This is a genomic window from Desulfopila inferna (assembly GCF_016919005.1).
Taxonomy (GTDB): domain Bacteria; phylum Desulfobacterota; class Desulfobulbia; order Desulfobulbales; family Desulfocapsaceae; genus Desulfopila_A; species Desulfopila_A inferna.
In genome coordinates this window covers 170,783-184,428 of sequence record NZ_JAFFQE010000006.1, presented here as the reverse complement: position 1 = coordinate 184,428, position 13,646 = coordinate 170,783, and the positions used below count along the sequence as shown (strand labels likewise).

General features: G+C 50.2%; 8 protein-coding genes. 7 read left to right on the top strand and 1 reads right to left on the bottom strand.

Features of this window, described 5'->3' with window-relative positions:
* Positions 1-227 precede the first annotated feature (227 nt).
* From JWG88_RS15410 to JWG88_RS15385, 6 genes are all read left to right on the top strand, one after another.
* Complete coding sequence (locus tag JWG88_RS15410) at positions 228-2,210, top strand: PAS domain-containing sensor histidine kinase (protein WP_205234678.1); 1,983 nt, start codon at positions 228-230, stop codon at positions 2,208-2,210.
* Between the two features lie 600 nt (positions 2,211-2,810).
* Positions 2,811-3,785: a 5-bromo-4-chloroindolyl phosphate hydrolysis family protein gene (locus JWG88_RS15405; RefSeq protein WP_205234677.1), complete on the top strand. Its 975-nt coding sequence runs from the start codon at positions 2,811-2,813 to the stop codon at positions 3,783-3,785.
* A 46-nt stretch (positions 3,786-3,831) separates the two neighbouring features.
* Positions 3,832-4,950: a toxic anion resistance protein gene (locus tag JWG88_RS15400; RefSeq protein ID WP_205234676.1), complete on the top strand. Its 1,119-nt coding sequence runs from the start codon at positions 3,832-3,834 to the stop codon at positions 4,948-4,950.
* 422 nt (positions 4,951-5,372) lie between these two features.
* Positions 5,373-6,413 (top strand): hypothetical protein, encoded by a 1,041-nt coding sequence (locus JWG88_RS15395; protein WP_205234675.1) that lies wholly within the window; start codon positions 5,373-5,375, stop codon positions 6,411-6,413.
* A 100-nt stretch (positions 6,414-6,513) separates the two neighbouring features.
* Entirely contained in the window at positions 6,514-7,170 is a 657-nt protein-coding gene (locus tag JWG88_RS15390) for a MarC family protein (RefSeq protein ID WP_205234674.1), read from the top strand.
* Between the two features lie 285 nt (positions 7,171-7,455).
* A complete protein-coding gene (locus tag JWG88_RS15385) occupies positions 7,456-8,634 on the top strand; it encodes a rhomboid family intramembrane serine protease (RefSeq protein ID WP_205234673.1) in 1,179 nt (392 codons plus the stop codon).
* Between the two features lie 131 nt (positions 8,635-8,765).
* Here JWG88_RS15385 and JWG88_RS15380 read toward each other — a convergent pair whose 3' ends face one another.
* Positions 8,766-10,796: a hypothetical protein gene (locus JWG88_RS15380; protein ID WP_205234672.1), complete on the bottom strand. Its 2,031-nt coding sequence runs from the start codon at positions 10,794-10,796 to the stop codon at positions 8,766-8,768.
* 585 nt (positions 10,797-11,381) lie between these two features.
* On the opposite strand from JWG88_RS15380, the gene JWG88_RS15375 reads away from it, so the two are divergent.
* Positions 11,382-13,271: a bifunctional acetyl-CoA hydrolase/transferase family protein/GNAT family N-acetyltransferase gene (locus JWG88_RS15375; protein ID WP_240194493.1), complete on the top strand. Its 1,890-nt coding sequence runs from the start codon at positions 11,382-11,384 to the stop codon at positions 13,269-13,271.
* The last annotated feature ends 375 nt before the right edge of the window (positions 13,272-13,646 follow it).

Here is a 13,646-nt window from a genome sequence, read left to right as displayed (position 1 = left end):
CAATCCTTAGCTTCAGCACGAATACCGCCGGTTGGACATATCTCGACGACTGCTGGCCACATGCACATGCAGCACGGGGTGCCGCCTCGTCGCAAAAATGCTTAGCCTGCTTTCCTATATAAGTAGAATGTTCTCCTTACACTCCTTAATGTTAGTCAAATGTTTTTCTTAATCATTATTGTTGTAATAAACCTATATCGTTTTTAAACAGTCATTTGCAGGAAGTAATGAATTTACATAAATTTAGTGATCATAAGAAAGAGCCCGAAATGGAGTTCAAAATTAACTATCAGCAACTGGTCGAGACGATTAGTTGTATCATCATAGGTATCAATGAGAAGGGAATGATCACCTTTTTCAACCGCTTTAGCGAAGAATTATTCGGCTATTCGCGAGAAGAGGTAGCTGGAGAGCCATTTGTCGGTAGGATTCTGCCCGAAAAGGATAGTGAGGGAGAAGATAATTCAGAACTCATCGCCAAGATCATCCAGGACCACGGTCCAAATAATAGAATTGAAAGCAAAGCGTTAACTAAAAACGGAAAGGAAGTTTGGTTTACTTGGAGCGTCAGGAGTATTAAAAATGGCCAGACTGTCCAGCTGCTGATCGAAGGCAATGACTCCAGCGAGCTGCACCAGCAGAGAGAACGGGCTGAAAACGCCTATCAGATAATTGACAATTCCCCCGACATGATTGCTCGCCTGGATGTCCAGAAACGTCTAGAGGAAATTCTGCATCGAGAACAGCAGCAGTTGCGAATGAGCGAAGATCATTTAAAGAGTGTCCTCAATAATTCAATGGATGCTTCTTATCGCCGGGATCTGCGTAGAAATACTTATGATTATGTAAGCCCCGTCATCAGCCGAATTACCGGAATTCCTGTGGAGGAGTTCGCAGCATTTTCCATTGCAGACATATGTAACCGTATACATCCGGAAGATGTTGAACGTTTTCAAGAAGAACTTGACCAGATAATGGAAAGCGACATACCTTCCGGGTCTCTGGAATATCGATTCAGGGCAAAAGGCGGTGAGTATATCTGGGTTGGTGATAACGTGGTCATAATCCGCGACGAAAAGGGTGAGCCGATATATAGGGTAGGTAATTTCCGTGATATCAATGACGTGAAAAATATAGAGGAAAAGCTGCGACTGAGCGAAGAACGGCTGCGGTTTGCCCTGACCGCGGCCGATATCGGTATATGGGATCTGGACCTGATCACCGATACCGCAGAAAGATCGCTGGAACACGATAAAATCTGGGGCTATGCCGAGATGCAGCCGAAATGGGGGTATAAGATCGCGATGCGCCACGTGTTGTCCGAGGACCGGCCCATTTTTGAGGAAGCCTTTTCCAGGGCCGAAGAAACGGGGTTGCTGTCATGCAAGGTGCGGGTCTGCTGGCCGGACGGCAGTATACACTGGATTTCCCCGAAAGGACGCGTGTTTTATGATGATCAGGGACGGCCTAAACGCATGATAGGCGTTGTGATGGATATCACCGAGCGCAAAAAGGCAAAGATGGAACTGGAGCGTTCAAATAAGGATCTTGAACAATTCGCCTATGCGGTCTCTCATGACCTTCAAGAGCCATTACGTTCTATAGTCGGCTTCCTCCAGCTGCTACAACTCCATCTTGGCAATCAACTGGATGAGAAGGGTCAGGATTATCTGGAGAGAACTGTGGCTGCCGGTCGTCGTATGAAGATCATGATCGAAGATTTCCTGTCACTGTCGCGAGTGACCACTCGCCAGAATAAGTTTATCACTACAAACATCGATTATCTTGTCAAAAGGGTTGTAGATGATCTTAGAACAGCACTGGATGAGAAACATGCAGATGTCTATTGCGAGCAGCTGCCAACCCTCTCTGTTGATGCCAGCCAGATCCAAAGCCTCTTTCGCAATCTTATATCGAACAGTATTAAATACAACAAAAGCTCACGCCCCAAAATTGAGATCGGTTGCAGCCCGTATGCAGATGGTTATCAATTTTTTGTCAAAGATAATGGGATCGGTTTTTCGCCACTATATCGCGAGCGCGTCTTTAAGTTGTTTCAACGTCTTCATACTGACAGTGAATATCCGGGAACAGGTATAGGTCTCGCCTTGTGTCAGAAGATTGTTGAACGCCATGGCGGGAAGATCTGGGTAGAATCTCTGCCGGGGAAAGGATCAACTTTTTATTTTACCTTTCCCAAGAACCGTTAAATACTTTCTATATATTATAGATTCCTGCCCTCTGACAATCCTGGGCGGCAGAGCATTGGTCGTATTGTCAACATACCCCCTTCCATTTTTTTTCTGATTACCCCCAATCTTCAGCTCAAGGTCGGGACTGCTTTTTTCACGGGTCTCTGCAGCCCGGACGGCTGCAGCGAAGCCCCCATGGACGGGTTTATGGCGTGCCGATGAAAAGAGCAGTCCCGGCCTGGGCCAGAAAATGCTGAGTTTCAGAGGTATTCAGATTTTTTTTTAATTTCGCCTCCTTGTTTACATTGAACCGTTTGCGCCACCCGCATCCCACTGTGTCTGGTACTGGGGAGATGCCCTGCGGCACTCCCGATCACTGGTTGAATAAAATCACAAAATGTTTGGCAATCATTCACTCTTACGGAATTCATACTTACTATATGAGCCACAGGGAATAACCGGTTTTGACATATGAATCATTCACAGGTGTGTCTGATCAAAACAAATAATTAGTAGAGGAACGACTGTGCCGAAAGTTTTACGTAAATTGCTTGGACTGATCCTGTTATTTGCCACTATTGGCGTGGCCACCTGGCAGGCTTTACTGGCTGTATAATTATGGGAAAGAAATCTCATCAGGGGTGGGCCCGTGCCCTTGAATCAATGGTAGCGGAAGGGACGAACCTTTTTGCTCAATGGTTTCCCAAAGGAGCGGCCGAACTTGAAAAACAGGCCAGGGAAAAAGCCAAGGCCGTGCAGAGTTATCGACAGCGCAGGCGGGAAGCAGCTGCCCTCAGGCCCCGTAAGTCAAGATTGTTGTGGTTGCTGCCTCTGCCTTTGATCCCAGCCATGGTGATCGCGCTTGGCGGCGGCAACTTCACGGTTTTTGTGAGCAATGCCTGCTCATATGGCCTATTTCTGGCAGCCGCCGTGCTTACACGTCATGGATTTCGCCAGGAGGTAAACCTGCGGCAGCAGCGTTTTCAAAAAACCATACGCTGGCCCTTTAAAACCATGGGTGGGCTGACAGTCGCCCTGGCCACCGGTATTACCGCCTGGGCCGGTGCCGGGCATGATATCGCCACTTCCATCGGCTTTGGGGCAGGCTCTTTTGTTGCTTTTGTTTTGCTCTATGGACTTGATCTTTATACCCAGCCGGTGGCGGTGAAAGATAATGTCGGCAACACTCAGCCCGTTACAGAGGCTCTGCAACAGGCTGAGCAGCAGATTTTACACATTGAGCAGGCCGCCGCCCGCATCAATCAACCCGAGTTGAATCAGCGGCTGGCTCGAATATCTGCTCTTGGCCGGGATATTCTGACGGAGATAGCCCGCGATCCCCGCGATTTTCGCCGGGCGCGCAAATTTCTCAACATCTATCTCGATGGTGCTCAACGGGTGGTCACCGGCTATGCAGAGACCCACGCGAACCTCCGCAATCAGACTCTGGAGGATAATTTCCGTCGTGTACTCGTGACCATAGAAGAAGTTTTCGGACAGCAGTATGAGCGCCTTCTTGAGAACGACCTGCGTGATCTTGACGTTGATATAGAGGTGCTGGAGAACCAATTGAAGCGCGAGGGTTTGCATTGATCAGGCGTGTTTTTCCTGGTGTTAAATTTTTATCGAAGGGAGAAGGATGAACGAAACGGAACTTAAAAATATAGAATCAAGCTTGCTTCAGGGCAAGCCGCCGGTGGCCTACCGCCAGGCAGATCCTCCAGAACGCAAGGAAATTGAGGCACTGATTAAGCAGATCGACCTCGATGACAGCCACAGCCTGCTCTATTTCGGTGCACCGGCCCAGCAGCAGCTGGCAAGCATCTCCGACGACATGCTGGAAGGGGTGCGCAACAAGGACACCGGACCCGCGGGAGAGGCTCTCAACCGTATGGTGGGTACAGTACGTGACTTCGAACTGGATGATCTGGATCCCAACCGCAAACCCGGATTCTTTTCCCGCCTGCTGAAAAAGACCAAGCCCATGGCTCAATTTCTCCAGCGTTACGAGGAAGTACGCAACCAGATAGACGCTATCGGTGATGAACTTGAGCGGCACAAGACCCAACTGCTCAAGGATATAGCCTCGCTTGATCGCCTCTATGCTGCTAATCTTGAGTATTTTCACCATCTGGAACGCTATATAGCAGCAGGGGAGGAGAAACTGAAGCAGCTCGACGAGCTGGATATCCCCACTATGGCACGGCAGGCGGAAGAAGGAAAATCTATGACCGCGGTTCAGCAATTGCGGGATCTGCGAGCCAATCGCGACGCCCTGGAGCGGCGCGTGCATGATCTTAAATTGACCCGCCAGGTGGCGATGCAGAGTCTGCCCAGCATAAGGCTGGTACAGGAGAACGATAAGGGATTGATCAACAAAATCATCTCCACCACTGCCAACACCCTGCCTCTGTGGCGGCAGCAGCTGGCCCAGGCCGTGACTATTCACCGCTCCCGCGAGGCGGCCGGAGTCATCCGCTCTGCCAGCGATCTGACCAACGAACTGCTGAAAGCCAATGCCGAAAACCTCAAGCAGGGCAATGCAGAAGCCCGGCGCGAGATTGAACGGGGCGTCTTCGATATCGAAGCGGTCAAGCAGGCTAATGCCTCACTCATCGAGACCATTGAGGAAAGCCTGAATATCGCTGATGAAGGCCGAAAAAAACGAAAGCAGGCTGAACTCGAGTTGGGGAATCTTGAAGCCGAATTGCGCAGAACGCTTATCGATGCCGGAGAACGGGTGCGGGAACAGCTGTGATGCAATGCGAACATCAACTATCTTCGGGCTTATCATGAGGTGAAGGACTGGATTGCAAAGGGGATGCCTGGTCTGTAGGAGTCTAGCAATGATTTGACCCTTTCGTGATTGATCTTTTCGTGATTGAGTTGGAATGAGATGATTCGATGGTTTCGGCAACACTGGATCCTCTCCCTGCCTGCCGAGATGGGCATTCGGCTCAGTTTTTGTAGGAGGCGAATTGCCGCCAATAACCGCAACTTCCTGAGCCGATGCTGGCATACTTCTTGAAGGTACTTTCACAGGCATGTGCTAACGCTTCGCAGGCTTATGCTTTTGTGTCTTGTTATCCCTGAATTCAGCGTATCCAATTTCCAGGGAATCGGGTTGCAGAAAATCAGGGTGTTCAGATTTGAATATCTCCCACAACAATGGTGAACTTCATGGAGACTTTGCTTTTTCCCGATACCAGGCTTTCCAAAAATCGATTGTATCCCCTTTTGCTCTTGTGTAACCCCCTCCACTTCCTGCAAATCGCAGAAGTTGACCTGCTTTCTCCGGAAAACAACGATCCGTCGCTGGTGGAGCAAAGTTTCTGCAAGGTACACACGCCAGCCCCCTTCGGGGATAAGCTCGAACTCTACCTTGAACTGAGCAAGCGGATCAAAACCTATAAAGAACAGTCTGCCGTCGCTGGAACCGAGACGGGCGCCGATACCGGAATGGAGGGGATCTCGTCGCTATTGCAAAAAGGCGCGGCCGAACTGGCCACGGGTGAATTTGACGCGGAACTCCGCCAGGCCCAGTTGATACTTGCTCTCGCTGAAATGCTTGACAATGAAGAAGAATCTTTGCGGGAAGAGGTTTTCTTCCTCGACGAAGATGAAATTGCCAGGAACCTGGTTAACGATTTGGAGGCCGTTAAAACCCAGTTACAGACGCCCCGACCGGAAAGCACGGCACTGCGTTTTGCGGCCTGGCTTCATCTCTTTCGGCAATTCGACATCACTCCGGGGATCAAACTCTGGATGGCCTCGTCCAGGAAGGCAGGAGAGGAGATTTTCAAACGCTACAGTTCCGGCGCGGGAAAAGATGCCGTCCCCATACTCAAACTTGCATTGCCGTCCTACTTCAGGGAGAGTCCGCAATATATTGTCCAGCATATTGAAAAATTTCACAAATCCAGTGCCAAAATTCATCAAGGCCTAATCGCTGATTTCGAAAGAATCACCACGTCCAGCCATTATGAGCGAGGCTCGCTGGAGTTTCTTCTACCGTACCATACTGACTGGGGCGGTTTCTGGGAGGCTGCGCTTGATGATTCTTTTCCGGCTGGAATCTACGGAAGAAGCACCGTAACCTTCTACCTGCTTCCAGAACAGCTTCTGCCAGGGCTTCTTTCTCCTGCCGGCTCGGAGCATAGAGGCGCTGACGGCCAATATCATGGACTGCTTGGCGTATTGGAGAACGAGACCGTCAGCTGATCTCGTTCCTGCAGTAGATGAAAGCGGCGAGAGAATCTACACTAACATCTCCTCTCTACGAAAGTATCGTCTATCATGAAGAACAGCAGTGCAAAAGGCTATGATGACAATACACTGGGATTTAATCTATAATTTTGCCATCGCCATGCTGGCAATTGTTAATCCTGTTGAGAAAATTCCTCTGTGGGTCACTGCTTCGGCGAGCGACAGAAAAAATTTCCAATGGCTTCTTGCGGCACTGGTTGTCTTTACCTGCGCCGTGGTGCTGCTTTTTTTTCTCTGGTACGGTCAACAACTGCTGATGAGTCTCAAAGTTGACCTGGCAAGCTTTAAAATCGGCGGGGGACTTATCCTGCTGCAATTCGGCTTCAGCATGATGAAAGGGACCGCTGTGAAAATAGCCAAGGCCAGGGAAACCAGGGAACACGACCTTCGGGAAAAGGTCCTGCGGCGTTATCAGCAGATTTTTATTCCCATCGGGGTACCGGTTATCGCCGGTCCCGGCGCCATCACCACCGTCATAATCTATGGTCATCAGAGTACATCCCTGTTCACTCTCTTGCTGTTAAGCGTCGTCGTTGTCGCTGTTCTGACGATTCTGTTTTTAACACTGCTCAGCGGTTCGTTCATCCAGAACAAGGTCGGCAACTTGCCCCTTGACCTCATATCACGGGTGTTCGGCATGATCATTATCGCCATCGCCGTCCAGTTCATGGTCGAAGGGTTTTCGGTAGTCTTTCCCGGCTGGGTGCAGTGATGTAGTAGGGGATGTAAAGCTGCTCCTGCGGCTTGACTCGAGCATGGCCGAAGAAGTGTCGAGCCGATTCGTACAAACTTGCAAACTTGCCGGGATAGAATTATTCTGTCCAAACAACTGTCTTGCCTTGCTGGACGGATTCCTCCCCGCTGGAATAGTGCGGGTTGCGGGCTGCCAACCCTCTGATAATATTTCGGCGGGTTAAAGGCGAAAAAGGGAAAAAGGAGTAATTCTAAATTTCGATATTTAATTTTACTCTGACCCCATAAAGCATAAGGAGACTCCTTGTTTCTACCCATCGGCGACAGCCCCAATCCCGAACGCTTCACCCCCTATGTGACCTGGGGGATAATAGCCGTCAATATCTTCATTTTCGTCTTCATCAACATTCCACTGAGTGGTAAACCGGTGGGAGCATCCAATCCGCTGCTGGTCGATTATGTGAGAATGCTGATGGAACAGGGGATTCCGGAAAGCTATATACGGATGGTGCTGTCCCAGGCCTCGTTGAACGACCTGCTGCTTTTTCAATATGGCTACAAACCTGCCGATCCCACTCTGATCAGCCTGTTCACCTCGCTGTTTCTGCATGGTAGCCTCATGCATCTTCTGGGCAACATGCTGTTCCTCTATATCTATGGGGACAATGCCGAACACCAGCTGGGCAGGATCAAATTTCTCCTGATGTACCTGGCAACGGGAGTGATTGCCACCCTGAGTTTTGCCGTTTTTGCCGGCATTTCGCTCACCCCTCTGGTGGGGGCCTCGGGAGCGATCTCGGGGGTGCTTGGCTACTATTTTCTCATGTTCCCTGATAACAGGGTCAAAGTCTTCATCCTGCTTTTTCCCATTTTCATGAGCGTGGTCAGGATACCGGCTCGTATCGTGCTCGGCATCTATGTGCTGATCGACAATCTGCTGCCGTTTCTGTCACAGGCCGGCGGCAGTGTCGCTTATGGCGCCCATCTGGGCGGATTCTTTGCGGGACTGGCCGTTGCCGCACTTGGTGAATCCCGCTGGCACCTGTCCTTTCTGCAGCAGGCCGTTGCAATCGGACGTTCCCTGGGCCTGATGTCGGAACCCCACTCTGCGCAGGCGGCAGGCTTTCGGGAAAAAATGGAACACGCCATCACTTCGGCTGATGCCAATCGTCTTCAGGAACTCCTTCAAGGTGCTGGGATGCAGGATTTTCAAACCCTTGAGGCGGAAACGATCCTGGAAGGGGCGCAGCTTCTAGAAAAGCGCAATCTTCTTGATCCGGCCAACCGCTTGGTGAGACTCGCCCTGGCGACCCACCCCAATTCTCCGTTGCTGCCGGAATTGTATTATCAACTGGGGCAAATCCGTGTGCGGCAAGGTTTTGCCACCGCAGCCTACCAGCACCTGCTGGCGGCGCTCGATCTGCATCCACGACCGGAGACCGAGAGAAAAATCCGCCGCCTGCTGGAGAATATCCGGATGTAAGATTATAGTGTTGGCGGATTATTCCCACGCTGCGTGAGATGTAAGGGGATTCCTGGAATTATCTATTTAACTTCCGGCGCCGGTTGAACGTTTTATCTCCCGAACAATCCGGCGCGGACTGAAATCTCTGTTCAATTGTTTTGCTGGCGTTCACGGGGCTGGAGTATCGCCGGCATATACAGAAGAAGTTTGCTCGAGGCCGGTGCGCTGATAGCCACTGTGCCGTAATTCTCAAATCCGACGGTATTGTAGTTGTAGGCCAGAAGAAGCGATGTGCCGCCGCTTCCGGTGAGTGAGGGATTATAAACACTGTTGCCCATGGATACCAAGATCCTCTCATCGCCCAGCGTTTCTCCGTTGCTGGTATAGAAACGACCATGAATTTCATAATGAGGCTGAACTCCCTGATCCTGCCATACTACCAGAAAATTGCCATTTCCGGCATAGGCTACCTGTGGTTGGCGCTGCTCTCCGGCCGCCTCGCTAATGAAAAATGGCTCCTCCGCTAGTGTGCCTCCAGCAGTCACAAACCGGCCGCGAATATCATTGCCGCCGTCGTTATCGTCCTCCCAGACAACAAGGGCGCGCTGCCGCACCGGGTCATAGGCGACGTCGGGTGCCGCTTGCGACCCGGGGCCGCTGAAGACCGGCGCTTCAGCTGTAGTGGGTATGCCGTCAGTTGCTATCATGCGGAAGTAGATATCCTTGTCCATAGTCGCATTTCTGTTATCCTCCCAGACGACGAGAAATCCTCCCTCGCCAATACCGGCAATGCGGGGATGATCCTTCCGGCTATCGACATCGGAAATCACGGTTTCGGCGACGATCTGATTGACCGCATTGACAATGCTGCCACCAATATGTGAATTGGTGCCGACGATGGTCCACTCCTCCCAGGCCAGAAGAAACCTGCCATTGGTAACATTATAGGCAACGGCGGGATCATCCAGTTGATTGAGGGAGGTTATCGGCAGCACATCAGTTGTGGTCTGGTTGTCGCCTGAGATGAGTGTACGCTGGATATACGGGACATCGTCATTCTCCCAGACCACGAGAAAGTGATCGGTATTGCCGTCGTACGCGATGTCCGCATTAGATTTATATTGCATACTCAGATCGGTTACCGGCAGGAAAGAACCGGACAGATCACCGTTTTTATCGACAAGCTGGCTTTGCACCTGCGTGCCCGCTGAATCTTCATAGATGTAGGCAGCCATATATTCCTGGTTCTGCGCGCCATAGGCCAGGGCCGGCGAAGACCAGCTACTGATCGCGGCGGTACCGTATGCGCTCATGGCCAATTCAATGGTTTCGCTCTCGGGCAGTTCGCTGCGCGGGATGGTGAAATCGTAAATTTTATGCTGCCAGGGCACCTCGGAAGTATAGCCGAATTTCGCCTCCCCCCACCGGCGCTCATCCTGGCGGACGGTAAATGTCTTTACGCCGTCAGTGGTGTGCAGATGCAGGCTGGCGTAGTCCTTGCCGCCATCCAGAGTGTTGTCCGACTGGAAATCGAGCCGCACATAGAGGTTGCGGCTGTCCAACATGCTGGAGGCTGTGGCCACGCCCCAGGGGTGGCCGGTGCCGGGAGACGTTTCCTCGGCAAAGAGGATCTGCGGCTCGGTGGTTGGCGAGAATCTATAGAACTCGCTTTTCGGGCTGATTAGGGAATAATTATTGGATGGGGGAAAGCGGAATGGGGTCTGCGAGATAAAACTCCCCTCTACCCGGGCGGCAATGCGCAATTCTCCGCCTGTGGGAAATTGCAGCTCGAGAAAGTGATCGTTTTCGGCAAAGCGCAAAACATCGAAATCCTTGGCTTCGAGCTTCATCAACGAAAACGGTGATCCGTCACCATCAACCGCTTGAGGCCGTTGTCCATTGACTCTGGCTAAATCGAGATGGCCATTGCCGATGCCGATCTTTTCCAGACGAAGAACAAGCGGTTTTTCACCGTTTCCCACCGGAAGTTTTGCTTCGCTGAAAAACTCGTTGAAGGCGAGAAAACCAGCTGCCCGCCACTCTCCGGCAACCTTCTGGTAGACTTTAAAACCTCTGTCTCCCAACGGCTGGGGAATGGCAGGGGTTGCAAGAGCCTGTGCGGCGCCCCAACAGAGGAGTTGCAGAATCGAACCTGTGACAACGGCATGACCGAGTTTCATAGAGATCTCCCTTACATTTTTCCTGATTGTAGAAACACCTTTAACCGACAGTTGAAAGTAAATAATAGCGCAAATTGAGGCACATTGCCCGATTTTTGTTCGCTTATGCGAAAATACAAGGAGAGGACATCATCGCCTGGCAAAGGCAGAACATAAGGCTAATTCGGTAATTTTTTAGCTTCCTGGCCTGGCAATGAAAAACCCTTCCCCATTGCTTTTCTTTGAATGTAAAAGAAAAAAGGGTATAAGTTGTGTTTGGTGAAAGGGGGCGCTCTCGATGTCTCGAAGGAGATGTTCTGGGGTGATCACCAGCTGTCGCTGCTCTTTTCCGATTGCAGATAGCACAACACCTGCTGGGATTCCACGTCCGCAGAAGGATCGCCGTGACTTGATAACGGTATTAACCTGCTGAAAAAAACAGTCTCATAAGGTAGAATATATCATCTGACTACCTTTGAATAACAACGGTTCAAAATAATTATTTGGAGTTAGGGGATTGATTTTATTTTTCTTTTCAAAATCCGGGTCATCTTGACTCTTTCAAACCGGGCCGGCATGCTCACGAGACAGGGAGTCTCGCATGAAATGATGAAAAATGACAATGTGTTAAAATCAAAATATGTCACGGCCGAGGAGGCAATCGGCAAGATAAAAAACGGCAGCCAAATCTTTATCGGGTCGGGGTGCGGAGAACCGCAGCATCTCATTCATACTCTGGTAATGAACAACAATCTGGACGATATCATGATATTTCAGATGCTGGCTCATACCCTTGCCGATTATCTTGGAGACGAAGTCTTTCTGCAGCGCTTCTCGGTCAAACTCTTCTTTGTGCCTGTGAACATGCAGCAGGCGGCTTTTGAAGGCAAGGTTGACTATATACCGACCTATCTTTCCCAACTGCCGCAGCTTTTAAGAAACAAGCAGATTGTTATCGATACGGTGCTGATACAGATTAGCCCCCCCGATGTCTTCGGTATTGCCAGCCTGGGCGTGTCCGTTGATGTCACCCTGGAAGCAGTCAGGAGTGCAAAAACAGTCATTGCCCAAATTAATCCACGGATGCCCAGAACGCATGGCGACGGCTTTCTCCATGTCAACGATATCGACTATCTGGTGCCTTTTGAAGAGGAATTGATTTTCATTGGCCCGGAAACCGTCGATGAGGAGACAGCCAGGCGTATCGCTCAATACGTCAAGGAGCTTGTTGATGACGGCAGCACTTTGCAGGTCGGCTACGGACACATGCCCTATGCCCTGTTGCCGTATTTTAATGACAAGAATGATCTTGGCATCCACACTCATATGATCTCCGATGGGTTTATTCCCCTCATCAAACAGGGCGTGATTACCAACAAACATAAAAATTTCATGACGGATCGTGCGGTAGCAACATTCTGCATGGGCTCGAGGATTGCCTACGATTATATAGACAACAATATTCAGTTCTACTTTGGAACGGCAGACTGGGTGAATACTCCGGGCATAATAGGCAAAAACGACAATTTCATCTCGATCAGTTCTGCCCTGGAGGTTGATCTGACAGGGCAGGTCTGTTCTGATTCCGTGGGCAGGCAGTTTTTCAGTGGGACCGGTGATCAGGCAAATTTCATCCGGGGAGCGACGCTGTCAAAAGGAGGATTGTCGATAATTGCACTTCCATCAACTGCAAAAGGGGGGCAGGTTTCACGGATCGTGGCCACTCTCAGTGCCGGGGCAGGGGTGGCTACCCTCCGGGCGGATGTCAACTTTGTCGTCACCGAATTTGGTATTGCCCAGCTTAAAGGAAAGAGCATCAGTCAGCGGGTGATTGAACTGTGCCAAATCGCCCATCCCGATTTTCGGGAGAGCCTGATCGAGGATGCCAAGAAAAACCATTATATTTTCCCTGATCAATTACCTCCATTGGCTGAAGATCTGATATTCATCGAGGAATACAAAAGCAGAATTACCCTGAAAAACCTGAAGACCTTGTCGGTGCGCCCGCTTCTGCCTTCGGATGAAATAGCCTATCGTAATTTCTTTTATTCGCTGGAAGAGGAAACGGTTTATCTGCGTTTTTTTCATGCAGTTACTACCTTTTCCCGGAAAATGGCGCAGGAGCACTGGGCAAACATGGATTATCGTAAGAATATCTCTTTGATCGGCACCGTTCAAAACAGGGGCAACAAAGAGATAGTCGCCATTGGGACCTACGCGAAAATGGATGAAAAATGGGCTGAAGTGGCCTTCGTAGTACGGGAAGACTACCAGGGGCAGGGCGTTGCCACCTATATCTTCAGGGAGCTGGAAAGAGTTGCCGCGACTAATGGTTTCGAGGGATTCATCGCCACTACATTGCCCGAAAACTTATCAATGATCAATCTCTGCAAAAAGTGCTTCTCCTCCACGGATATCACGGAAAACGAGGAAGAAGTTGTAATCCGGATGAAGTTTTCCAAACCGGACCGCACTTCTTCAGGGCAAGACTCCTAGAAGTGTGTCGGAGAATTACAATTTTTTCTCAGATCAGGTAAGCGCAGACTCCGAGGAGTTTTCGGGAATCAGGCACAGCCATATACTTAATATCGGAGTCTGCGCTTACCTGCGAGCATTGATTTTCGTTTTCTCTGCCACCGGTTCCCCGTCTTTCTTTTGCGCTCATCGACAATAGGCAATTTTGAGAAAAGCGCTGCTGCATGGTATGTAAAATTAAATGTAAAGCCTGCTTGGCCAGGGGCACTGTGGGTCATTTGTGTCCGATTTTGTTATTTCTTTTAAAACCAAATAAATAGCGACGTTTAATCGCAGCCACAGTGCAAATTTGACCCACTCTGTGCAGATCATGCTATTGCCCTGATAAGGTGCTTC